A 22831-nucleotide genomic window follows, 5' to 3' on the forward strand; every position below is an offset into this window, starting at 1 on the left:
GATTCCACCAGAGGCGTCATACTTTTTCGAGGTATGCAGCAAACAACCGATCGAGCAGCCACTGCACAGATTGGTGAAAGGGATTTAGCCTGATGACCCGTTGTTGAGCTTGCTGTGCAGGCTTCTGGTCAGTACCCTTGAGGATTGGTTTCAATCCCTCGGAGGGGGCAATGGCGAATGGGGATATAGATCAACAGGATGCAATTAAGCAGCGCAACCAGGAACTCGAAGCGCTGCTGGCAGCTTGTGCGCTGAACGATCGTAAGGCTTTTGCCCGCTTATATCGGATGACATCGGCGAAACTGTATGGCGTGGTTCTGCGTATATTAGTTAGGGACGAGTGGGCTCAAGACTGTTTACAGGATGCCTACATCAAGATCTGGAACAATGCTGACAGCTATCGTGCTTATCTGGCTGCACCGCTGACCTGGATGTCCACGATTGCGAGAAATCAGGCCCTGGACCTGTTACGCAAACGTAAAAGGGAAGTCATGGAGAGCGACGATAAGGGCTTCCCGGAGCAGGTGGATGATGCACCCTTACCCTTGGATGGGCTGACCAACAGCGATGAAGGCAGGCGGCTGGAAAAGTGTCTGGGTGAGTTGAAGGAGCAGCAGAGGCAGGTGGTTGTTTTGGCCTATTTCAAGGGATTGACCCACGATGAACTGGCGTCCCATACGGATACACCGCTTGGTACGGTTAAGACATGGATACGTCGTGGTTTGAATCAACTTAGGAGGTGTCTGGAAAATGATGCCTGAAAACGAACATTACGATAGCACGACACAGGCCGGTGAATATGTGCTCGGAACCCTTGAGGGTGAAGAGCGGGCAGAGTTCGAGCGCCGGCTGCGTGACGATATCAGGCTCCAGGAAGAGGTCGATGCCTGGCAGCAGCGTTTGGCGCCGATGCTGGAGGGTATTGAGCCGGTCTCGCCGCCGGATGCCGTCTGGCAGGCGGTGGAATCCCGCCTCACTGATCACGGGCAGCCTGACGCTCAGACAACAACCAGAACAAGCTTCTGGGACAGCCTCAGTATCTGGCGCAACATTGGTATGGTGGCGGCCACCCTGGTATTGGCTTTCGGTGTCATGCTGATGACCCAGCAGCCGGAAACCGGCATGAACAATGTGCTGGTGGTGATGAACGACCAGGATCGCACCGGCTGGGTGGTTGCCGCCAAGCCTGATCACGGGTTTGTCAATGTCAGTGCGGTGGAGCCGACCCAATTACCGGCCGGTAAGGCCTGTCAATTGTGGATGGAGGATCAGCATGGGAATCTACATCCTGTCGGCGTGCTGCCCCACGATGGTCGCCATGAAATGCCCCTGCCGATGATGCCGAAATCGGAGAATGTGTTTAAGGTTTCCGTCGAGGAGATGGACGACATGCCTACAGAAAAACCAACCGGTGAAATCGTCTTTGAAGGAAAACTGACTGAGATATAAGCCTTTAACAGATCTTTGTCTCTAGATATGCCAATGCACTGAAACCCGGATTTAAATCCGGGTTTTTTGTTTATCTGTCAATCAATTGCTCAGCGTCAATTGGTTCCCGACCACATCTTGTATACTTCTGCGCTGCTTAGTGGCGCCTGTAATGGGCGTGCCGTTTGCTGCGAGTCGGGTCTTGTTCAGGTTTGATGTGGCAGCTCTGAATGGAACAGACCCCATGATGAGGTGCACTGGATATTACGTCGTACAGGTTTCGTACACCCCTGACAGAGACAAACTCTCAAGTAAGCAGGCTTTAAGTCATGGCTTGAGGAATTGGCAAATTGAGTAGATATCAATTTATCGACTGAATTTTCCTCTCCGTACTTCAGTCAGATTAATTAATGGACAAACCAAACTCCTACGCAGTGTTCTGGGATTAGGTTGCTGGGATTGGTAACAACATGAGTTTTTCTGCATGCGCCTGAACAGAGAGAGGCCCATCTTACCTGGACTTGATTCCTACCGGGGGCGCTATACCTATTTGGCTGTACTGGTTGGCGCTGCGCTGATCGCGTTTGCTTTAGTGGGTTGGAGTCTGGTCAAGTCCTCCACCCAGACCCAGATATCAAATATCACATCCCGTACGCTGGCCTCCGGCGTCCTCGCCGATGCCCAGACGCAACTGAATTTAATTGAAAACCATCTGCAGCGAATTCTGATCGATCCAGTCGAGGAGGAACCGGAGGATATCAATCATGGTTTAACTCAGCTGGAGCAGGTTATTACCGACCTGACGGAGTCATTGAAACGTCTGCCAGCCGGAAACTCCGATGTCGCTCTGGCCCTGCAGACAGACCATCAGCATCTAAAGCGGCAAGTCAAACAGCTGATCAATGTACGGCGGGATGTGCAGGCCTGGTTTCCCGCCATGCAACTGATGCTCGATGAGATGTACCCCTACAATCAGAGGGTGCTGGGTAATCTGCAACTGCTGCAGCATGAAATTCAGTCTGATGAGGAAGCAGGGATGGATCTGAGTATGCAGCTCTCATCGATGCAGCGGCTTTGGTTGGGAATGACTGGAGAATTCCGGTTGGTCATTGCGAATCGTTTTGGCATCTTTCTCGCCAAATCCAACCCGGCGCCTGAAGAGCGGTACGATAAGATTATCAACTACTCTGTACGTTTCAGTGAACGTCTAAAGGTCCTGCAGGACCATTTTCATCAACAGAATAGTGATTTTCTTGTAGTTGAACCCCTGCATGGTATTGAAGTGGATTATCTCGCCTGGATGGCTGACTTCAATCAGGTCAGGGAGGTTATGCGGAAGCCGACCTGGCGCCAGGATCTGAACTTCATGCAGGAGCAGGTCACTCCGGTGTTCAATGAGATGCGGCAGAAATTATCGGTTGTTAATCTGAGCCTGGACACCCAATCCGCAGAGGACATTACCCAGCTTACACAGACGGCAAAACGGCTCTCAATCTCAATTCTGGTGATGGCGGTGATGGGCCTGTTGATGTTGGTGCTTGCCTATCTGTTCATCAAACGCAATCTGTTGCAGCCGATCGCGGATACGGCCCATGCCTTGAAAATGGAAGCCAGCGGTTCACTTGATGCGGCAAGTCATCCAAGTTCCAATCTCAGAGAGACCCGGGATCTGGTGGAGGCATTCAGTGAGATGCGTCGACAGGTACACAACCGGCAGAGTCATCTGGATCATATGGTGCATCATGATGCACTGACACAACTGCCAAATCGGATTCTGTTTCGGGATCGTCTCTCCCATGCCCTTGAGATTGCGCTCAGAGGGGAGTTGATGGTGGGCTTGATGTTCCTTGATCTGGATCGATTCAAGCAGGTCAATGACAGCCTCGGGCATCTGGTCGGGGATGAGTTGTTGAAGGTGGTGGCCGATCGATTGACGTCATTGATGCGCAGTTCCGATACGGTGGCCAGATTGAGTGGTGATGAGTTTGCGATTCTGATTGAAGGTATCAGTTGCCGGGAGGATATGGAGCCTCTGGCGTTGAAAATACTCAACGCCATCAAGCAGCCGATCGATATAGCCGATAATGAGCTTCGTGTCTCGGCTTCCATCGGCATAGCCATTGCACCACACGACGATATCTCTGTTGAGCATCTGTTGAGAGACGCGGATACCGCGATGTATGAGGCAAAACGCCAAGGCCGTTCAGCGTACCGTTTTTTCAGCGGTGAGATGACCAAGCGGGCCTCGGAGAGCCTGTTGCTCGAAAATGAAATCCGTCAGGCGGTGGAATCAGAGCAGTTTATCTACCATTTTCAGCCAATCGTTGAGACCCAGACCGGGCGACTGTTCTGTTTTGAGGCGCTGTTGCGCTGGGATCATCCTGATCGGGGTTTACTGGATCCAGAGGTGTTTCTCGATGTTTTGGATGAGACGGGCATGATCAATACACTGTTTGAACCCATGCTGGCCCATGCAATCACCTTCCAGCAGGAGCAGAGCAAGGAGCGAAATGAGACGGTTGCGGTCTCGATCAACCTCTCCGCACGTCTGCTCAACGACCCAACCTTTTGTCGAGGTCTGCTTGAGAGCCTGGTCTCCGGAGAGGTACCGCTGGGCAGCCTGATCCTGGAAATAACTGAAGATACACTCACCCAAGAGCTGGCGGAAGCCGATGTCTTTCTGCAGCAGGCGAAAGCACTTGGCGCTCGAATCGCACTGGACGATTTTGGTACCGGACAGGCATCCCTGAGTCATCTGCGACAGTTTCCCTTCGATATACTGAAGATCGATCGTGATTTTGTGAAAAATGTTAATGTGGATAACTACGATGCCAGCCTGGTAACTGCCATGATCCAGTTGGCGCATGCATTCCAGATCGATGTGGTGGCTGAGGGTGTGGAGAGTCAAGCTCAGCTGGCGTTTCTGCAACAGCAGGGGTGTGACTATATCCAGGGTTATCTGATTGGCATACCGCAACATGCCGAGGAGCCTTTGGAGTCGATCAGTGACATCCCACTGTTTCAGACCTGAAAGTGGTGGCACGCCTCTGGGGCGGGTCGAGAAAGTATGGGATCTGTTTCTAAGTCGCTGAATATCTGGCAACTTTGATTGGATCACTGTTTTCAGTCGAAGGATTCCATCGACTAGACTGGCCACAGAATGGATTAATTCCTTGTTCAGGTTCAGCTAGCAACAGATAAACCTTGACAGCGTCATCAAAGTGCCGTAGATTTCGCGCTCCACTTTACGAGTGATTGCCCATTTAGGGTGTCTTAGTAAAGACCTGTCCCCATCGTCTAGAGGCCTAGGACACTGGCCTTTCACGCCGGTAACAGGGGTTCGACTCCCCTTGGGGACGCCATAAATATCAATGACTTAGGGTATTTACTGGCTCCTTCTTAGTTTCTTCTGAAGAATTTCTGAACATTTGATTTTGGGTGGTAGTTATTGCTTACCCTCCTTTCAAGATAGGGATTTTATGAAGGCAGATCAATCTATAATCTTATCTCTCATTACCTTCTTTGTCGGTATATTATTCGGAAGCATCTTTCTTACTGGTTATCTTGAAATCACACCAGAAGCATTTTATCCAGCTTTAACAACTCTGGTGGCGGCCTTTTTGGGTGCCTATACAGCCTACTCACTACAAAATGAAAAAGAGAAGAGAAAAGAAGAGAGGCATAATCTCACGCAAGCGAATGAAGTCTTACAGGCTATAAAAGATCATATTGCAATACTCAGTATATTTAATGAACAAAGTATTGCTCCTTTCCGTAAGCATCCCTATAGGTATTTGGCTATATTGCCACTTGGATTCGAATTAAAGCCAAATCTAGAAATAGATGTATCAAAACTAAGTTTTTTATGGCAAAAAGGCGATGTTGTAGCTACAGATAAAGTATGTAGTGCGAAATTTGGTTTTACTATGGCTCTGGATCATATAAACAGGCGATCTCAATTTTATAATAGCGATATTCAGCCAGCTTTCGACTCATCTGATCTCCGTCATGATGGAAAGATAGATGCTACTAAGGCCAAAGAAACCCTAGGTGAACGCAGATACAAAAAAATTGTCGATCATACTAATAACATGATTGATGCTGTTGATACTACTATCCAATCGCTTTTTGATGCTAGAGATGAGCTACGTACAGAAATAAATAAAATGTATCCACATGGAACAGCGCTTTAACAGAATTACAGTGGATTTGTTTTTTGTTATAATTACATCAGTAACAGGGAAGAGGGATTGGAATGTTTAAAGCTATCATTATCGCATCACTCATTTTTCTTTTCGGTTGTACTCCCACTAGTTCTACTGTCGTTATGCTAGATGATTCAGTTATTTATCCAGTATCTGCCAAAACTGAAATTCTCTTCGAACCACCGGATCGTAAATATAAGCAGATAGCCATGATTGAGACTAAAGGAGGAGGCAATACTGACTTACCTACTATTTTGGAAGGTATGAGAAGTGAGGCGATGAAAGTTGGTGCTGATGCTGTGATGCCTACAGAAGATGCTAGTCGAACCACACCAAAATCCGTTATTTATAATCCTTGGCTTGGCGGCTACCAGACATTAGGCGGGATCAATATACCGAAACTCCGAGGAATAGCGATCAAGTATACCGATTAATGGGAAGTACCATGGACCTCAAGAAAGACCTACCCGTAGCCATTTGTACAAGATGTAATGCTGTAACAACAAATATTACTCTTGCTAATCAGCGATGTGGGCAAAGGTATGATGGGAAGCGCTGTAAAGGTGTCTATCAAAGTGCCATATGCGAAAATGATTGGGATGAGTGCCCTATCTGTAATGCAACAGGTCGAGTAAATGGTGAAAAATGTCATCGATGTAATGGAGAGGGATGGATCTTTGTAAGAAAAAGTCCCTGAGTAGATAACATTATATGGGCACATATAAGGCCCCACGAAGGGGCCTATTTTCTCTCAGCAAGGGGTAGGTATTACTCTGAGGTGATCTCGTCTAATTCACCCGTTTTATGGGCCTTCCCGGCCTGTTTCTGGGCCTTCATTAACTTCCTATGAAGCCTTAGTAGTTCCTGAAAAGCCTCATTACACTTATCGGCTTGTTCTCTACATTGGTACATCATTGAATTAAGGCTATTACCATCAAGCTGATCAAGGCTGTCGTCAGTGTTCATGGTCATGGTAAAAAGCAGATCAGCTAGACCGTGAATGAATCCATCAGCGATGCTGAATTGGCCCTCAAGTTCTCTAATTTTGCTGAATTCTTCAGAAATGGCCTGTGTATTCATGACTCCACCTCATCAGTTTCCTTGATATTAATAGCTATCTCTGCGAGCTCCCCTATCTCTTGGGCTAAGCTACTAACAAATTGAGGAGCTAGAAGCTTTTCATTTCCATAGTCAACATTAGTGCTCATTGAAAGCAAGGCACTCATATCTTTGATTGCGAACAGAAGCTGTTCACGTAGATCTGCTGGGCTGGTTTTAATAATGGTTGCAGTGGCCATGATGACCTCCTATCGTTTAGTAGTCGCCACCAGATAAGGGTGACGGGACTCAACTACCGCGATAAGGCGGCTGGACTTATTTCCCGAAGGTCTTGTATTCGGTCCTATCATCCCGTCATAGGAAATCGTAACGCCTGAGAAACAGGCACAAAAAAACCGCAGGTCTGACGGGTGCGGAATCCGCTTATCGTTTAGTAGTACCTCGAATACTACACCATAACTTGGTAAACTGCTATCTAATCTTCACTCAATAACAGCCCCGCAATTGCACCAATTGCTGCTCCCAAATAACCACCAGTCTGACCGCCCATAGCCGCCCCAGCAGACGCTCCAGACATTGCGCCGCCTGCCATGCTTCCTATAGCTGAAGTGGTACCTGTGGTCATGGTTTCAGAATTAGTCCCACCTGGCGCACCCCATACTAGCTGAGCATATCGATTCAGATTGTTCCACGGTTGCTGTGTTTGGTAATTGTAACGGTTGACTGCGTCTTGAATCTCAGTCTGTTGCTCATTCCTATAGAAGTCACCTGCCTCTAGGGGAACACCTGCAAAACCTAATTGAGATTGACCAAATGCCGGAACCTGGCCGAATAGTGAAGAAGCCGTATTCATACGGGAAGCATCCGCAATAGCGCCTTGAGAATAAAGATCCACAGCTTGATCTACACCCTGTGAGGCTCTGTTCTGAGCATTGGTATAGGCCCCTAGATACATATTCGACAGATTGTCTTGTAGCTGAGCATTTGCATTACTTCTTAAAATACCCTCAGCGACACCGTGACGACTTGATCCACTCTGCCCCATTAACGCCGCTGCCTGATCATTTTGCCCAACCTGAGAGTCAACCGACCTGTTGGTTTGATTAATCATGGCTTCTGCTGCCTGATTATACGGCACTAAGTTAACCTCGCCAGATAGTGCTTGTCTGAGGCTATTCGATGGATCTACTGTGGGTGATTGACTATGGGCTGCTTGTAGCCCCGCCATGGTCGCCAGATTATAAACATTCTGCCCCGCCGCATTTGTCATCTGTCCGTATTGATCAGACACATTCATGCGATCTGAAAAGCCCCTGTCATGGAGTGCGTTACTCCTTGCAAAAGTTTCACCAGGATAATAGGGAATGTCTTCCTGTGCTAACGCTTGTGATTGGGCAAATATGTCCTCAATGTAGGGCATTTGTTCGTCATAAGGTTCTGCGCTCTGAATTGTGTTTCTGCCGCCGCTTCCCATGTCTTTCTCCTAATATCCGAAATATGAATCATCAACGCCAGAACCTGGATTGAACCCGGCTTGTCTGCGCGATCTTTGCCAATCACTCAAGTTGTACATCCTTCTTAAGTAAGTATCGTTACCTATGGCATTGAGGAATTGATCAATAGACATTTGTGAAATGTCTGGCGCTCCAGCATCCCCCCAAGGGTTCAACGCCGTTCCTTCCCCTGGTGGTAATGGTAGAAGGCTATTTGATTCACCCTCTGTTGGTGGAACGGCTGGTACTGGCGTAGGTTGCACTAGCTGATCCCTGAGCGGGGTTGGTCCTGATGGAAGACCAGCACCAGAGCCATTCAATCCGCCAAATTCCGCTGACGGTGCCCCGATTGTCATATTAGGATTATGGCTGGTTGTAACCGTACCAGGGGGCCGCCATCTGTTTTGTAGGTCGTCTTCTTCATATGATCCATAGCCGCCACCATGACCACCAATTAATGATGCCAATGCTCCAGTTATTTGCTGAAGTGTTGGCCTGGGCCTTGGTTGTGATAAAGGCCCTTGTGTCCGATTAATGGGAGGGCCAAAATCGTTGTTAGGCGCAGGAATATACCCAGGCTGGACAGTAGCATGGTGGATGCCCTGCGCTCTGCCCGATGTAGAGCTTAATGGCCCTACTGCAGGACTAGGACCAAAGCCCGCATCATGATTTACCTGGATAGTTGGATTATAGGTCGGGTTGTATGTACTCGCCGCAATCCCGTGTTGTGTTGATCCGCCCATAGTTGTTACCTTTAGCTTTTGTCCTTCAGATATACGTATCTTGTTTTTTTAGAGTTAATACTTGGCTTATAAACAAGGATTTTCTCTTCCTTGTTCGCCCGCAATCTCTTAACAATGACACCCACAAGAATCACTAGGCTGCCTGTGATTCGTTTGCTCTGTCTAGTTTGGCCTCAATCAGCGCCTTTTCTCTCTCTGCCTGGCGTTCAATGTCTGTCATGTCAACATCGAATCGTTTGCACCCTTTCACAACTTTATCAATACTGAGCAAGTATTTCTTGAGATTTCTTATGTAATCATTCATAACCTGAGTTTTGACATAAGATTTATGGAATAAAAGCTCATTCTTTTCTTGCTTTCTCATCCGTTCATCATAATCATTCAAGCGCTTAACAGTGTTGGTAGCAAAATGCATGATCTCCTCACTCATTCGAGTGGCATGATCGTACGCTACCCGTGCGTTTTTATGTTGTGCTTCCAGGTTATCGAGTGCCTTTTTTTCTTTGGGATCTGTGAACACACAAGATAGATCCTCTTTATTCCTCTCAATTGCCTGAGAAGCTATGATTTGTTTAGCATTCAAATCCCAGTTTTGCTTCGCTTCTAAGTACTTGTTTATGATGTCCTCGGCATCTGATTCCATCGCTCGGTAATCATATAGCGACTTCATGAGCTCATCTTTGATTACTTGGTCTAACATATTTACTCCACATTCCCGATTAATACGCCAACAGCCGCACCTAGAGCGTTATAAAACTGCTTTTCTCTTGGGCTGATGTCTTTAAGTAGTTTTACTTGCGTCCTCAATTTCATCATGCCTTGAGGATCTGTCATGATTCTGGCGAGGTTTTCCGAGTACTTGCCTAGCTTCATGTCTTGATACCATTCCGCCACCTTAGAGGGGATTCTGTGCGGTGATATTGCATTACTCATCGCAGGAGTTGCCTCACGCCTTAACTCCTTGATCATCTCAGTACGTTGTGCTGTCATGGATTGACCTTTCATTGCTCGGCCTGTGGCTTCAAGTACGTCTGATAGATCCATTAAAGCTTGGTACTGCTGTTTATTTAGGGCGTTCTTCAGCATTCGCTGTTTAGACTGTGTTCCCATCAGTCGCTTACGGAATACACCACCTAAATTGGCGGCTTCACCCACTGAGCTCTCTGCCATTTCCTCTAGTGTGTTTTGAATATGCCCCCTGACGACCCCATTCCATGCCTTGGGGTCGTGAGCTGTAATAATCCTTTTGGCTTGTTTTATAGCAGCCGGGCTTGAACGTCTGCCAAATAGGATCTTGCCTAGATTTGGTGCGGCCTGGCTGCCTTCTCGGATCATGTCACCGACTAAGGAGTTATCCAGTTCATTAATGGGTAAACTGCGCTCCTCGAATATCTGCCTACCTGTTCGATAGGTAGGCGAAGCCTGATCCATTGCGGAAACAAGTTCCTGCTTGAATGCGGTCAATTCCCTTAAACGGGTTTTTCTACCATCTCGTTTTGCCTTAGCTATCAGATCGTCCAAGTCACCCTTTACAGCATCTATCTGCCCAATCAGGTTCTTAGGCTGCTCTCCATTCTTCAAGGCTTTCTCAATCTGGGTTAATGTTTTACCGACCTTAGTACCTGAAAACTTGTTGATCGATACTTTGAGACTGTCTAATACATGACTGATGTCCACCTGATCATTTGCCGCATCCTGATAATAAGGGCTTGAGGCTTTCATTCTTGACTGCTCTAGCGCCTCTCTGGCTCCTTCTGCCGCATTTACGCCCTTCTTGTAGGCAAAGTGCGGGGTCTGTTCAGGAGAGAGCTTTTCTAGATACTGATAGACGCCCCTCTGTACCTGCTTATTTCTCAGTTTCAGGAAATCCTCAACAATGTCGGCACTGTCCGGTAAATCCCTCAAGAGTGCTTGTCGGTTAATGAGTGATCGTAGGTTAGTGATCTCAGCAGGGGTTAGCGTGATTCCAGCCTCATTTGCTTTTCGGCTCAACTGGTTCGCTGCAACTTCATCAAACCTCGATATATCCTTAACCGCTTTCCGGCTTAGTGCTCGACCTAACAATTGACCGGCCCCTTCACCTGCCGCTGCTAATCCGCCCTCAATCGCCATAGACTTGAGGTTTCCTGTTGGGGTTTGAGGTTCATCATAAGCTAGATTGGCGTGTATCTTCCTTGAACTCTCTCCTGAAGCACCACCTAACGCAGCGCCTAACAAGCCACCAACTGGCCCACCTGTAACAGTACCCAGAATTGCACCACCAGCCGATCCAAGCAGACTTTCACCATGCGCAAGCGTACTGGCCCCAAACTGCTTTGCGCCTTGCCAGAATCCGTTAGGTTCCTCTAGATACCATTTGCCATCATTACCTAGATACGCAATGCCCTCAGGAGTCTGTCTGTATCTCTGTGTGCGTTGCTGCTCACTTAAGTTAGGGAAACGGTTTTCAGCGAGAATACGCATTCTCGTACCAGGATCATCAGCTCGGTAAGCTTCTGCTAGGTCAAGAAACTCTGCCCCTCGATCAGAGTCCGATACCGGCTTGATCTGTTGGGGTGCGGTGCCAAGTACCGCTGATGCAAATTTACCCATTACAACCCAAACTCCCTTCTTACCTGCTCTATAGCCCGTCTTTCAGCTTCTTTCGCGCTCATCCCTTGTTTAAGGAATTGAGCCTCTATTTCAGCTCCACGTTTATCAATCAGACCTCCCATGTTGTTCAATGGAATGTTCTGCCACTTCAATCCGTGTGTTTGCGCGTACTGATAGCGCATAGCGGCCTTCCTTAATTCGGAAGTAACCGCTTCGAGTTTTGCCTGAAACTCAGTAGGGGAGTCTCCATCGAATACACCCAAACCAGGGTTAGGCATGGCGGCTGTGAGTCGCTTGCTTTCCTGTTCGGTAACCGTTGCCCCACTGGCCTCCTTGATTGTGGCATTTAGATTAGTAATTGCGTGTGTCTTGAAGGTCGCCATTTCGGAAAGCTCTTTTTGCTCCTGTGGGGTAGTACCAAAACCAGCCTTCTCTTTGGTCGATGTCCAGGCTGCTCCAGCCCTGGTTGAGAACCTCTGAAAATCAGGTTTAAACGCTTGCTCTATGGCGTTTAAACGCTCTAATTGTTCCATGACATTAAACTGTTTTTCCTGTACCTTGTTTCTATTGGTATTGGTCAGTTCCAGGGGCCTACCTTGCGCAAACTGTACCCCACCATCAGGACCGACATTCAATTGCATACCAGCATTAGGATTCCATCTCGGACCCTCTGAAATGGTTACCCATTCCCCTCTGAGCGTGTCCCACTGCTTCATTACTCGCTTGTCGCCCTCAATGAACTCACGTACCAAGGGTTTAGAGGTACTGGGTTGATTCATGCGGTGTTTTGACTCATTAATCTTTGCTTGAGCCAATTGCCGATTAATATCGTTGTTTTGGAATCGTGCTGCCAGATTCAATCCGGTTAGCAGTCCGTCCCGATTGCCTCCTGAACCCAGTAAGCCCATTCCCATCAGGAACATGGGATTTGACAATAGACCATTAATTTTTGAATTGTCTGTCATTATCTGTACTCATTTAACTTAAACCAATACCTGGATATATAAGAGGTTCACTCCAGTTTGTCCGTCTTTTACTCTTGATCAAAGCTCGACCTTCACCGGCACCGACCATGAGATACTGTCCCGCCTCACAGATATGGGAGAACATGCCTTTATCGGGTACATCCCTGTATCGCTCATCCCCTGATACCTGAATGCGTTTATAACAGTAACCACCTGACATCCCCTTGCGGGCATTGATACAACCCGGAGACATCAATAGACCTGGCTTACCATCAACCATGGTAGTCAGTGCCTTAGCAACAGACTCTCGCCTCAATATGAAATCATTGGTCGGGGCTGGCTCTGCTGGAATACCGTTCGCGTTCAATATCTCGAATGGGGTTGTTTCATCGGTTTGCGCTCTCTGATCACCCGCTGGATCACCATATATTCTGAACTCATACCCTTGGTACTTATCTCTTAGTACGCGCCCTAACTCTTCAGAAAACCTCAAGGCCCCCATGTCCTTTGAAACTACTTCTTCTAACCAAATCCAGCGGCCATCACCCAGACGTTGAGCAATCATGGCCGCTGGCGTTAGACCAAAATCAATCCCGATATAAATTGGCTCATCTTCTACCGGACTGAGGTCTTCAGTGGCTATATGAACCTGATCATTGAATTCGGGATAGACTGCCTTACCATCTGAGATAAAGCCGTATTTCCCTTTAACATAGACATCTATCCATTGCTGGTTTTTGCCTTGCATCAATCGGCCATAATAACTGGTTGGGAGGTTTGCAATATTCTCCGCATCCTTGCCGATACCTGATGGTTGTTTGTAGATACTCCAGCCTTTTGGCCGCTCTTCCTCAAAAAGCTTGTACCACCAGTGGTCTACATCAGGTGGGTTTGTATCCAGTATTACTCCCGACCAAGTAGCGCCGCCGTTTTTCATTGCAGGGTATCTGCCTACGCGACCCTGGAGCATGTCTATAACAGCCCTAGGGATCTCCTTAGCCTCATTCACCCAAGCCCCTGTTAACTCCAGCGACAACAGCTTTTTTGCATCTTCAGGGCGGTCTAAGGCTCTAAATAAGAACTCAGCATCCATAGTCCTGGTCTTAATATGAAAGGACATGTTTTGTTGATTCCAGTCACCAATTCTATCGTCTATCCAGTCAAAAAATGTCCTTACAGAAGTATCATTAAGCTCTCTATAGACGTTACGGATAATCGCCCATCGTGTCCTTCTTACACCATCCTCTCCTGGTTTCTGTTCGTTCGCTCTCCTGAATAGCTCACTCACCATCGCTGAGCTCTTGCCACTCCCAATTGGCCCCATAACCCCACGCATGAAGTCATCAGACTTATGGAACTGGCTTAGCGTTGGAGTAGCGATATAGTCAACCATCAAAACCCATCCTGAAGATAAACGGCTCACCACTACCCTGTGACAGTTCCACAGCTTTCTTCTTAGGCTCAATGTATTGCGCTACTTCCTTGTGTGCCTGAAATCTAAGTTCTTTCGGTAGTTTCTCATCATTAGCAATTTCCGCCATAGCTATTACAGGATGATATCCAGGCCACTTACCCTCCAAGGCATCCAATAAGGGCTGCTTGTCCTTATTCGGAGTACCTTTCTGCCTACCACCGGTTTTAACGCCTTTTGCCATCTACTTTATGTACCTTAGATTCAGTTAATGATCTCTCGAATTCGCAAAGCAGCCGCTCGCCGCGAGGTCGGATAGTCTTTCATCCATCTCTTTTCCTCATTTGTATAGTTTACTTTTGGTCCCTGCTTCTTGCGTTTCACCTTGACCTTGTTTGCCTTACTAAGCTTCTGCTCAGCCAACATCGCATCCCTCACCAGTTTGATTTGACGATGATCCAGGGTGCTATCAATCTCACCATCGGTGAAGCCGCTGTCTTTAAGGTACTTGCGCATAGCCCTGGCTTCCTTCTCACGGACCTTGTCATTTCTCCACGCAGGAATGACATTCATGAGTTTGGCTTGTTCATTCTGGATATATTCATTCAACTCCGTTTGCTGCTTTTGCATGGTGCCGTTATTCATTTCACCTGCAATCTGGGAGAGATAGTCTTTCTGTTGTTTCAACTGGCTAAATTGGTCTTTGTACTGCAACCTCAAGGCTGCGAACTCAGCCGGATCATCCTCTCTGAGTTCATTCCAATTGATTTGGTTGTACTGATGTTGAAGTACTGCCTCTGCCCGTAATGCCTGAGACATTGCTGTGTGTAGATCTTCACGAGCAGGCGATTTGCTGTATTCAGGGGCAGAGGAGGATTGATCCCAATCCGGTTCGTCTTCAATGAGTTCTACCTCATGATCCTCACCAGGGATCGAGATAGCCTCACTGATCATTTTTGTAACATCTTCCTTGGACTTTTGCTCAGTATCGAAGGCTTGCACCTGCTCCCGATTTGGTGTGGGATTACTTTCTTCTGCGCTATTTATTGAGTTTTCAATCTGGTCTGCGAGTTCGCCCATGTGTCGTCTCCTGTTTGCCTACAATAATTAGACAACAGGTTTTTTTTAGGCCGCACATGGGATAGCCGTCTTAAGTCACGATCCGTAAGTAAAAACGTTTGCCTTTGGGTAGCTGACCGCCACCGGCCTTTATCGCAGCCGCAATTCGAAGTTCATACTCATCAGCATTTTCATCTACGGCATAACCCTCTAACTTCGTCTTCATGAATTCTTCTATATCGTACATGAGAATAGCGACACGCTCTTGAATTTCATAATGTGGTGATAACATCGCAAACGCATCACGAAGGTATCGATCTCTCAGAGCTAATTGAGCTTTAGTTCGGGCATTCCGGCCTTTTCCACCAGCCAGACCTAATAACTCATCGAGTCTCTCACCTGTCTCTAGATGAACCAGAAACGCATCAGATACCCACTCCTCAACCTCGTCGGGTAATGGGTAACCCGACAGGTTGGCCTCTCTTGCTAGTAGCAGTAGGTCTTCAGGACTCAATGCTTATCCTCCTGAAATTCAGTCTCCAAAAGCCTCTGTCCTTCTATAATTATTGCCTGGCGTACCTTACGTATGCCTGTAATAGCATCCGCGAAATACGCGAGTATTCGCTCAGTCTCCTGTAGCTGGTCTTCAGGGTAATCCCTGCCTGTCTTCTCTATCGCGCCTTCCATCACCCGGTAAACTTGCTCAAGTTGCTGCAAGTGGTGTCCCAGTGGCTGAGTTGTCCAAATGAAACTCTGGGCCAGTTCTTCTTTGCTGTATTCATTAACATCAGACATCTTTAAAAACCTCCTACCTGTGGTAGATATATAAAGCAGTACACATACGGACCTCAAAACAACGAAAAATGGTGCTGATTGGTACTCATACGGGGTAATCATTCAGCTAGCCTGTTGAAATATCCGATAATTGGTACTCATTGGGGGCACATTGGTACTTATTGGGGGTAGCGAATCTGTTTTTCTTCCAGCTATTGAGCGCTGTAACGGTTGGTTGTACGTCTAACTTGCCTTTGCACTCATCAATAGCTCTGAAGGTGATCGCGTAAAGCGAAGGCTTATGTTTACCGCCCTGCCGGGTTAGTACGAGGAATCCTCTTTCAAGAAGACCTTTTATGGCTCTGTAGAGTGTTCCCTTAGACTTCCAGCCCTTGGTTTTCATCATGCTCCACGCAACGCATAGATCACCGTTATTACTGCCGTTGTATTGAACAGTAAGATCTATTAACAGTTTCACTTCATGAGCGGTAAGCACAGCATATGCCGAGGATTCGAGAACCTGTTTTGGTATGGCAACGAACGGACCGCTTTCTTTACGACCCCTTGCCTTTTGGCGTGAAGGCATTAGTAACCCTCACTAGTTTGCCTAACCTCATAGAGGGGACAGGCCGGGGAGGTGCAATTCTCCACCTGTTTTCGCCATGTTCCGGGCTGGTAAGGGTCATATATACACTCAGCACATTTAGCGTTTATTTTGCCACTTAAACCGGCCTTACCGGCCTCTCTGGCAATGACTGCTGAACTGTGGTCTGTTTCCATTAGACACCCCCCAGCATCCGATTAACTTTCGGATGCTCTGAAGTGTCAATCCAGTAACGGCAAACCCGAACAGGTTTTCCCTGATAACCAGGCACCTTTTCAAAAGCCCTGTTGACAATAATGCCTTTGCCCTGAAGGGCGGCGGCGGTCGTGTGCAAACACCAGTCATGGAGTTCGCGAGCCGCTTCAAAACGATTGTATGAGCGCCTCATCAGAGCAATGGCTACTTTGCCTTCTTTCGTCTTATGGGAAAGTTTGCTATCTTTACTCTCGATTGCTGCCACGCAATTTACGCCCTGGATGCCCCGTTGCTCCGGGGCGTTTACTTTTGTATTCATGTGAACCCCCTAAGCCGTCTTATCCATGACAGGCTGACTTTCCAGCCATTTCTGAAGGGTAGACTCCAGCCAGCCAGGACGGCCTAAGATATTTTGTGGGGACGGGAATTCACCAGCGCGTACCTTGCGCCAGATTGTGGTACGGTCTCCGAAACCTTTTTCTTTAAGGTCTGAGTAACGATTAATTGAATCAACCATGTTGCACTCTCTGTTTGTTACGTGATTACGACGATTCGCAACCTTCTGAGAGCTAGTTAATCATCACAGATTTGGATATGAGAGGGTATTTACTAGGGCCTAAAAATCCCCCCTCCCGTTGCCTGAAAGTCTCGGAAAGGGTGGCGATTCTGGATGCGATAGATAAAAAGTCTCTTGGTGACAATCAACACAATGGGTCGGAAAAAATTCCGACCCTCTCTCAAGCCGCTCAAAAAGCCGGATTCGGAAACGAAAAGACAGCCCGCCAAGCCACAAAAGTAGTCCATGAAGGAGCGCCGGAACTCATAGAAGCGGGTAACGATTCTTTCTATAAAATATGACGACCAGTAACTTCTCTGTATTGTGGGATTAATATCTCTAGTTTTTCTTTGGTAGATTCTTTTATCTTCCAAAACGATTTTCTTTTAGAGAATATTTTTCTAACAGTATCTACATCATTGTAGCCATACATATCCGCAACATGCTCATATGCTCCTTTGTCTTTAGTAGAGGATTTATACCTACCTAATTGCAAAAAAGCATACTGAATCTCTAAGCACAATAAGTGCTTCTTGAGTAACTCTTTGTACTTATTCTTTGGCATCAAGTTTTTTATATTAAAGGCTCGATCAATGTCCTTGCCGCCGTGATTCTTTCCGTATGATGATACTATTAATGCTTTACCTATATAACTATTTAAGGGCTCTGGAATTAGTTGTTTATGTTGAAGATAAATAGCTGCTTCAGCCATCAGTACCTTTGCAGCCTCTACGCTCCCATCCTGTGCCAATTCAATCCAATATTGATGGTTTTCAGGACTGGCCTCATCCAGTTCTAAAGAAGTAAATCTAGTAGTCATGATTTAACATTCCCCAATAAAACCCGGTTCATCATCCTGCGACGGTCAGTCGCCATAAACTTGCCATAGTGCTTTTCCAGCATCCTGATACTGGTTCCACAATTCTCTGCGACCACCTGGGCAGGGATTCCGGCCAACAGCGCTTTTGATATGTGGTAGTGCCGGATTGAGTAGAAAACGGTCTCCTTGGGTAGCTTTGCAGCCTTGACGGCCTCTTTCATGGGGCGGTGTTGGTGAGACTTTCCCCATGGCATACCATCATCCCTAACCAATAGATAGGCATCTGGTAATCGTTCTTTACTGATTTTCTTAAGAAAGGCTATAGCTTCATCCGATAGGTAGCTATCCCTTTTTCCTGTCTTACCCACTAGCCGTAGGGTGCCATGGGCTGTGTCAAAGTCGCGAACTTTAACAGAGGCTAACTCCCCGTACCTAGCTCCGGTGAGGATTGCTGCCCTGATCAGGTTGTGGAATCCGTCTTTTGTATGAGTGAGGAGGTTATTTATCTGTTTGTCCGTCAGGAACAGTTTTCGGCTCTCTCCTACATCACGGAAAGATTGGACGATTTTCCATGCCCGGTCAGAATCCACCAACCCGTTTCTATAGGCTAGATTGAAGGCAGCTTTAGCAACAGAAAGGATACGATTTGTATTGTCTTTTGATCGCCTGACATCTTCCTCATCATCGGAAACTCGGACTAGCCCGTCTCTCCACTGCTTGAGCTGGGCCGGAGTGAGTTTGCCCAACTCATATTTCTTGAACTTTGGAATAAGATGCTTGTATAGGCGCTGTTTGACAGACGTAGAAGATTTCTCTCCATTTTCAACTTTCAAATGAGAAACATAATCATCTACGGCTTGCTGGACGGTATAGCTGGTATCTTTGACTAGATTCTTCTTTTTGAACCAAGCAAGGGCTAGTTTGAGCATCTCCTCATATTCTGAGTCGATCTCACCTCCGAGTTTCTCATAGTCCTGGGTGCCAGTAATCGAGATCCGGGCATGCCAGGTTCCACCATTTGGGCCTCGATAGAACCCGATGAACTGACCTTTAACTATCCGCTCCCAGTACGGCCATGTCCTAGGAGCAAGTTTCCTGCGTTTGGTGAGTGTGTCTATTTTGCTAGCCATAAAACTTCAGATCTGAAAAAATTCTGAAAAATCGAACTGAAACCGCCTGTAATATAATGAAACATTATACTACTAAAATAGAATAAAAACAGTTAGTTAATGAAATAGAGTGCAACAGGCTGAAACGGTAAATATTGGCCTTTCACGCCGGTAACAGGGGTTCGACTCCCCTTGGGGACGCCATCTAAAATCGACACTCCGGTTATTTGGTCGTTTCACGATTCTCTCTCAAACAACACTCCAATGGCTTTGGTCGTTGCTGTCAAACCGGTTTGCACTCTTACTACCAACTCTCTCCTAAGCCGTTCCAAATACCCGACTGGCCGGCTCACAAATAGTTTACATTTGAACTATATCTTTAATACGCAAACTGCTTTAAATCCTCTGCTCACTACAAGTAATTATGTTGATTTATTCCGGGTAATCTATCAGTGAAATTGACCGATCCATTCGGCCGTATGGAAAGACGGCATCAGCTGGGCTATGAAATGATGCGCAACGCCCTTCGTGAGGCGGGTGTTGAAACCCCGGATGAGGCGAGGGATGCCATCAGTCAGGTGTGGAAGCGGGGATTTAAAATCATGGGTGTGGGAATGCTGTTACTTTTGGGAGTACTGGCAATCATACCTAATGCAGCACCACTGATTCTGGTATTGGCGATTATCATGGTGGCCTGGGTGGTCAGTTCTAACATCAATGGTCAAAAGTATATCAATCGCTATATTAAAGAGGAGATGAAGCCGTAGTCTGGTCCTCTGCCAGTTAGAGTAGGCCCTCTGTTGGAAGCGACAGGATTGCCCGTGCTGCCTTTAACATCCAAACCCGGAGCCTATGGTGTTGCCATTCAGTAGCCGAGATTTAAAAACGATCCTATTGATCGTGGCAGGTCAATTGCTACTGACTGCTTGGGCACTCTCACTGGTGGTTTCACCTGATGGCATCTCTTTGATGTGGCTGCCTGACGGTTATTTGCTGGGTGTGCTGTTACTACTACCCAGGCGTCTCTGGTTGCCGCTTCTACTGGCCAGCGCTCTGGCTGTATTTACTTTTGAAAGCCTTACTACCGACAGGCCTGCCAGTATGATACTGCTTTTCATGATGGCCAATATCATAGAAAGCTGGGGAGCTGCGTGGCTCTATTCAAGTTTTGCTTCCAACCATCGGAAACTTGAAGAGTTCAGGGATCTGGTGCTTTTTGTACTGGTCTGTGTGGTTATACTGCCGGTTATTAGCGCATCGATCGGTGCCTGGGGAGTAGTGTCACACGGCTACAGTGAAAGTTTCTGGAGTGTCTATCGGATCTGGCTGATGTCAGCCGGGCTTGGAATACTGTTTGTCGCACCGTTGATTTTATATGTCGCTCATTGGTTTAAGCAGTTGAATAGGGAACTGCTTAAAAATCAGGCGCCGCTCTACATCGTGGTCCTGATTGCGGCGATGATTGTCACGGTGCCGGCCTTTGTGTTTGAAGGTCCCCATAACCTGCTTATGCTCTCATTGTTTATTACCATCCCCTTGTTGATCTGGTCGTCACTCTACTATGGCTTATGGGGCGCGTTGCTGTTTTCGTCACTGCTGGTGATAACCACAGTACAACTCAGTGCACTGGGGATCGGGCCATTCTCCGCCACCTCCCAGACCTCTGCTGATGCTGTCCTGAAACTTCAAGGCTATCTTGCCTCAGTGATCGTTGCCTCGATGTTTACCGGACTCTCAACCGAAAAATTACGGTCAATCAGAGAGCGTCTTGAGTTGATTCTGAATACACTACCGTATGGGATTCAGGAGAATACAAACGATGGAAAGGTCACCTATAGCAATCCGGCCCATCATGAGATTCTCGGATACCCGGAAGGTGATCTTATCGGTAAAAGAATCTGGGATAATGAAATCAGTGAAGAGGCAAGCAATAGATTAAAGGGGTATCTCGATTATTTGGTCAAAGAGAGACCGGAACCAGAACCCTATATCACAAAAAACATCAGAAAGGATGGATCTTCTTTATGGATGAAAGTGGTTTGGGATTACCAATTGAACGAGGCCCAAGAGGTACAGGGATTTATATCGGTTATCTCGGACATCAGCGACAGTGTTGCCAAGGAGCAGAGGCTGCAGCAGGCAGCAGAAGTCTTCAAGAGTACCGGTGAGGGTGTGATCATTACCGACAGGGATACTAATATCATCGATGTCAATCAGGCATTTTGCGAAATCACAGGATATGCTGAAGATGAGATCATTGGTAAACAACCAAACTATTTTTCATCGGGGAAACATGATCGTTGGTTTTATGAAGATCTATGGGAAACCATCAAGAGCAAAGGACATTGGCGAGGGGAGATATGGGATCGTCGCAAAAATGGTGAACTGTTCCCGCAATTGATGACGATCAGTGAGATGACCGATGATCAGGGGGAGGTGAGCGGCTATGTGGCAGTTAGCAGAGATATCACCGCATTCAAGGATGTGGAGCAGCGGCTCGAGTTTCTGGCAAATCACGATCCCCTGACGGAACTGCCAAACCGGGTGCTGCTGATCGAGAGACTGCAGCAGAGTATTCTTCATGCTGAACGTAATAACACTTTACTCGCAATATTGTTGATTGACATTGATCGATTAAAGACCGTCAACGACTCTCTGGGACATGCGGTGGGAGATCGGATTCTGAAAGAGTTGTCGGGTCGCTTACTGGAGTCTGTGCGGGCAGACGACACAGTTGCCAGAATCAGTGGTGATGAATATGTGGTAATTCTGCAGGATGTTGGCAGTGTGGAGCACACGATCAATGCAGTCTCCAAAATCATGTCCGTATTCATGCCTGTTTTTAAATATGGTCAGCATGAAATTGGTGTGACGGGGAGTATTGGCATCAGCATGTATCCCAGTGACGGCAAGGATTTCGCCACCCTATTACGTAATGCGGATGTTGCGATGTATCGAGCTAAAGAGGATGGTCGGAATACCTATCAGTTCTACAAGGAAGAGATGACCGCAATAGCTTTTGAACGGCTGTTTCTTGAAAATGCGATCCGCAAAGCGATCCAGAACGAAGAGTTTTTTATCGTCTACCAACCTCAGATTGATATGCCGAGTCGGCGTATTATCGGTATCGAGGCGTTGATTCGGTGGAATCACCCGGAACAGGGCGTTGTCTCTCCCGGTAAGTTCATTCAAGTGGCCGAACAGACCGGGCAGATTCGGGAAATCGGTAGTTGGGTGTTGCGGCAAGCCTGTCAGCAGGCGGCCCAGTGGTTGGAGCAGGGTTTATCCTTCGGTCGTATATCAGTCAATGTGGCCGGCCCACAAATTCAACAGGCACATTTCGAACAACATGTCAGGCAGATTTTACAACAGACTGGTCTGGCGGCTGAGTATCTGGAGCTTGAAGTTACCGAGAGCTTTGTGATGCAGGGTATCCGGCATGGAGTCGGTTATCTACACGCTTTGAGACAGCTGGGTGTCAGGATCTCCATCGATGACTTTGGTACGGGTTACTCTTCACTGAGTTATCTGAAATCGCTGCCGGTCGATAAGATAAAAATTGATCAATCGTTCATTCATGATATACCCCTCGATCCAAATGATATGGCAATTACCCAGGCTATCATTGCACTGTCAGAAGCACTTGAGCTGGAGGTGCTGGCTGAGGGGGTCGAGACCCGGGAACAGGTTGAGTTTTTGACTCGACATGGTTGTGAGCAGGCGCAGGGCTTTCTCTTTAGCCAGCCTGTTGATCAGCATCAAATTACGATGTTGTTGAGTCAGCAGTAACAATTCCTAGTGTTGACTTTACAGATGTC

Annotated in this window: 23 protein-coding genes and 1 tRNA gene; 8 read left to right on the plus strand and 16 right to left on the minus strand. The window is 47.2% G+C overall.

Annotation, left to right across the window (positions count from 1 at the left end; all coding sequences use genetic code 11):
- Window positions 1-170: 170 nt before the first annotated feature.
- The 6 genes from A3193_RS18480 to A3193_RS18505 all read left to right on the plus strand — a co-directional run bounded on the left by A3193_RS18480 (window position 171) and on the right by A3193_RS18505 (window position 6067).
- Window positions 171-761, plus strand: a complete 591-nt coding sequence (locus A3193_RS18480) for a sigma-70 family RNA polymerase sigma factor (protein WP_069006501.1) — start codon at window positions 171-173, stop codon at window positions 759-761.
- Window positions 751-1449 carry an anti-sigma factor gene (locus tag A3193_RS18485; RefSeq protein WP_069006500.1) on the plus strand — a complete coding sequence of 233 codons (699 nt, stop codon included), beginning with the start codon at window positions 751-753 and terminating at the stop codon, window positions 1447-1449. The genes A3193_RS18480 and A3193_RS18485 overlap by 11 nt, the downstream gene beginning before the upstream one ends.
- A 463-nt stretch (window positions 1450-1912) precedes the next feature.
- Entirely contained in the window at window positions 1913-4459 is a 2547-nt protein-coding gene (locus A3193_RS18490; protein WP_069015541.1) for a putative bifunctional diguanylate cyclase/phosphodiesterase, read from the plus strand.
- 255 nt (window positions 4460-4714) lie between these two features.
- Window positions 4715-4790: transfer RNA gene (locus tag A3193_RS18495), tRNA-Glu, on the plus strand.
- Between the two features lie 117 nt (window positions 4791-4907).
- The gene (locus A3193_RS18500; RefSeq protein ID WP_069015542.1) at window positions 4908-5621 is read left to right on the plus strand and encodes a hypothetical protein; all 714 of its coding nucleotides are present in this window, start codon (window positions 4908-4910) and stop codon (window positions 5619-5621) included.
- Window positions 5622-5683: 62 nt separating this feature from the next.
- The gene (locus A3193_RS18505) at window positions 5684-6067 is read left to right on the plus strand and encodes a hypothetical protein (RefSeq protein WP_069015543.1); all 384 of its coding nucleotides are present in this window, start codon (window positions 5684-5686) and stop codon (window positions 6065-6067) included.
- A 334-nt stretch (window positions 6068-6401) separates the two neighbouring features.
- Here the strand turns inward: A3193_RS18505 and A3193_RS18510 are convergent, their stop codons facing one another.
- The 16 genes from A3193_RS18510 to A3193_RS18595 form a co-directional block, all read right to left on the minus strand.
- The gene (locus A3193_RS18510) at window positions 6402-6713 is read right to left on the minus strand and encodes a hypothetical protein (RefSeq protein ID WP_069015544.1); all 312 of its coding nucleotides are present in this window, start codon (window positions 6711-6713) and stop codon (window positions 6402-6404) included.
- On the minus strand, window positions 6710-6931 hold the full coding sequence (locus tag A3193_RS18515; protein ID WP_069015545.1) for a hypothetical protein: 222 nt from the start codon (window positions 6929-6931) through the stop codon (window positions 6710-6712). Before A3193_RS18515 ends, A3193_RS18510 begins: the two co-directional genes overlap by 4 nt.
- Before the next feature lie 236 nt (window positions 6932-7167).
- Window positions 7168-8166, minus strand: coding sequence for a hypothetical protein (locus tag A3193_RS18520; RefSeq protein ID WP_069015546.1), 999 nt, complete (start codon window positions 8164-8166; stop codon window positions 7168-7170).
- Window positions 8167-9061: 895 nt separating this feature from the next.
- Window positions 9062-9628, minus strand: a complete 567-nt coding sequence (locus tag A3193_RS18525; RefSeq protein WP_069015547.1) for a hypothetical protein — start codon at window positions 9626-9628, stop codon at window positions 9062-9064.
- 2 nt (window positions 9629-9630) lie between these two features.
- A complete protein-coding gene (locus A3193_RS18530; protein ID WP_069015548.1) occupies window positions 9631-11520 on the minus strand; it encodes a hypothetical protein in 1890 nt (629 codons plus the stop codon).
- Entirely contained in the window at window positions 11520-12485 is a 966-nt protein-coding gene (locus A3193_RS18535) for a hypothetical protein (RefSeq protein WP_069015549.1), read from the minus strand. The genes A3193_RS18530 and A3193_RS18535 overlap by 1 nt, the downstream gene beginning before the upstream one ends.
- Window positions 12486-12498: 13 nt before the next feature.
- The gene (locus A3193_RS18540) at window positions 12499-13878 is read right to left on the minus strand and encodes a phage terminase large subunit (protein WP_069015550.1); all 1380 of its coding nucleotides are present in this window, start codon (window positions 13876-13878) and stop codon (window positions 12499-12501) included.
- The gene (locus A3193_RS18545) at window positions 13871-14140 is read right to left on the minus strand and encodes a hypothetical protein (RefSeq protein WP_069015551.1); all 270 of its coding nucleotides are present in this window, start codon (window positions 14138-14140) and stop codon (window positions 13871-13873) included. The genes A3193_RS18540 and A3193_RS18545 overlap by 8 nt, the downstream gene beginning before the upstream one ends.
- A 20-nt stretch (window positions 14141-14160) precedes the next feature.
- The gene (locus tag A3193_RS18550) at window positions 14161-14976 is read right to left on the minus strand and encodes a hypothetical protein (RefSeq protein WP_069015552.1); all 816 of its coding nucleotides are present in this window, start codon (window positions 14974-14976) and stop codon (window positions 14161-14163) included.
- A gap of 70 nt (window positions 14977-15046) precedes the next feature.
- Window positions 15047-15469: a hypothetical protein gene (locus A3193_RS18555; RefSeq protein ID WP_069015553.1), complete on the minus strand. Its 423-nt coding sequence runs from the start codon at window positions 15467-15469 to the stop codon at window positions 15047-15049.
- Window positions 15466-15750 carry a hypothetical protein gene (locus A3193_RS18560; protein WP_141694802.1) on the minus strand — a complete coding sequence of 95 codons (285 nt, stop codon included), beginning with the start codon at window positions 15748-15750 and terminating at the stop codon, window positions 15466-15468. Before A3193_RS18560 ends, A3193_RS18555 begins: the two co-directional genes overlap by 4 nt.
- Window positions 15751-15856: 106 nt before the next feature.
- Window positions 15857-16315 carry a hypothetical protein gene (locus A3193_RS18565; RefSeq protein WP_069015555.1) on the minus strand — a complete coding sequence of 153 codons (459 nt, stop codon included), beginning with the start codon at window positions 16313-16315 and terminating at the stop codon, window positions 15857-15859.
- A gap of 193 nt (window positions 16316-16508) precedes the next feature.
- Window positions 16509-16847: a hypothetical protein gene (locus A3193_RS18575; RefSeq protein ID WP_083218862.1), complete on the minus strand. Its 339-nt coding sequence runs from the start codon at window positions 16845-16847 to the stop codon at window positions 16509-16511.
- Between the two features lie 9 nt (window positions 16848-16856).
- Entirely contained in the window at window positions 16857-17045 is a 189-nt protein-coding gene (locus tag A3193_RS18580) for a helix-turn-helix transcriptional regulator (RefSeq protein WP_069015557.1), read from the minus strand.
- 328 nt (window positions 17046-17373) lie between these two features.
- A complete protein-coding gene (locus A3193_RS18590) occupies window positions 17374-17904 on the minus strand; it encodes a hypothetical protein (protein WP_069015559.1) in 531 nt (176 codons plus the stop codon).
- A complete protein-coding gene (locus tag A3193_RS18595) occupies window positions 17901-19034 on the minus strand; it encodes a tyrosine-type recombinase/integrase (RefSeq protein ID WP_069015560.1) in 1134 nt (377 codons plus the stop codon). The genes A3193_RS18590 and A3193_RS18595 overlap by 4 nt, the downstream gene beginning before the upstream one ends.
- 431 nt (window positions 19035-19465) lie before the next feature.
- Between A3193_RS18595 and A3193_RS18600 the strand changes: the two genes are divergently transcribed.
- Window positions 19466-19780 (plus strand): hypothetical protein, encoded by a 315-nt coding sequence (locus tag A3193_RS18600; protein ID WP_069006498.1) that lies wholly within the window; start codon window positions 19466-19468, stop codon window positions 19778-19780.
- A gap of 85 nt (window positions 19781-19865) precedes the next feature.
- Window positions 19866-22802, plus strand: a complete 2937-nt coding sequence (locus tag A3193_RS18605; RefSeq protein WP_069015561.1) for a bifunctional diguanylate cyclase/phosphodiesterase — start codon at window positions 19866-19868, stop codon at window positions 22800-22802.
- Window positions 22803-22831 lie beyond the last annotated feature (29 nt).

It is taken from the genome of Candidatus Thiodiazotropha endoloripes (assembly GCF_001708965.1).
Lineage (GTDB): Bacteria > Pseudomonadota > Gammaproteobacteria > Chromatiales > Chromatiaceae > Thiodiazotropha > Thiodiazotropha endoloripes.

Excerpts from the sequence above, each read along its gene's own strand:
- A3193_RS18540 (WP_069015550.1), bottom strand. The coding sequence starts at position 13,878 with ATGGTTGACTATATCGCTACTCCAACGCTAAGCCAGTTCCATAAGTCT.
- A3193_RS18590 (WP_069015559.1), bottom strand. The coding sequence starts at position 17,904 with ATGACTACTAGATTTACTTCTTTAGAACTGGATGAGGCCAGTCCTGAA.
- A3193_RS18535 (WP_069015549.1), bottom strand. The coding sequence starts at position 12,485 with ATGACAGACAATTCAAAAATTAATGGTCTATTGTCAAATCCCATGTTC.
- A3193_RS18595 (WP_069015560.1), bottom strand. The coding sequence starts at position 19,034 with ATGGCTAGCAAAATAGACACACTCACCAAACGCAGGAAACTTGCTCCT.
- A3193_RS18525 (WP_069015547.1), bottom strand. The coding sequence starts at position 9,628 with ATGTTAGACCAAGTAATCAAAGATGAGCTCATGAAGTCGCTATATGAT.
- A3193_RS18530 (WP_069015548.1), bottom strand. The coding sequence starts at position 11,520 with ATGGGTAAATTTGCATCAGCGGTACTTGGCACCGCACCCCAACAGATC.
- A3193_RS18485 (WP_069006500.1), top strand. The coding sequence starts at position 751 with ATGATGCCTGAAAACGAACATTACGATAGCACGACACAGGCCGGTGAA.
- A3193_RS18545 (WP_069015551.1), bottom strand. The coding sequence starts at position 14,140 with ATGGCAAAAGGCGTTAAAACCGGTGGTAGGCAGAAAGGTACTCCGAAT.
- A3193_RS18550 (WP_069015552.1), bottom strand. The coding sequence starts at position 14,976 with ATGGGCGAACTCGCAGACCAGATTGAAAACTCAATAAATAGCGCAGAA.
- A3193_RS18520 (WP_069015546.1), bottom strand. The coding sequence starts at position 8,166 with ATGGGAAGCGGCGGCAGAAACACAATTCAGAGCGCAGAACCTTATGAC.
- A3193_RS18490 (WP_069015541.1), top strand. The coding sequence starts at position 1,913 with ATGCGCCTGAACAGAGAGAGGCCCATCTTACCTGGACTTGATTCCTAC.
- A3193_RS18575 (WP_083218862.1), bottom strand. The coding sequence starts at position 16,847 with ATGAATACAAAAGTAAACGCCCCGGAGCAACGGGGCATCCAGGGCGTA.
- A3193_RS18510 (WP_069015544.1), bottom strand. The coding sequence starts at position 6,713 with ATGAATACACAGGCCATTTCTGAAGAATTCAGCAAAATTAGAGAACTT.
- A3193_RS18505 (WP_069015543.1), top strand. The coding sequence starts at position 5,684 with ATGTTTAAAGCTATCATTATCGCATCACTCATTTTTCTTTTCGGTTGT.
- A3193_RS18580 (WP_069015557.1), bottom strand. The coding sequence starts at position 17,045 with ATGGTTGATTCAATTAATCGTTACTCAGACCTTAAAGAAAAAGGTTTC.
- A3193_RS18500 (WP_069015542.1), top strand. The coding sequence starts at position 4,908 with ATGAAGGCAGATCAATCTATAATCTTATCTCTCATTACCTTCTTTGTC.
- A3193_RS18565 (WP_069015555.1), bottom strand. The coding sequence starts at position 16,315 with ATGCCTTCACGCCAAAAGGCAAGGGGTCGTAAAGAAAGCGGTCCGTTC.
- A3193_RS18560 (WP_141694802.1), bottom strand. The coding sequence starts at position 15,750 with ATGTCTGATGTTAATGAATACAGCAAAGAAGAACTGGCCCAGAGTTTC.
- A3193_RS18480 (WP_069006501.1), top strand. The coding sequence starts at position 171 with ATGGCGAATGGGGATATAGATCAACAGGATGCAATTAAGCAGCGCAAC.
- A3193_RS18515 (WP_069015545.1), bottom strand. The coding sequence starts at position 6,931 with ATGGCCACTGCAACCATTATTAAAACCAGCCCAGCAGATCTACGTGAA.
- A3193_RS18605 (WP_069015561.1), top strand. The coding sequence starts at position 19,866 with ATGGTGTTGCCATTCAGTAGCCGAGATTTAAAAACGATCCTATTGATC.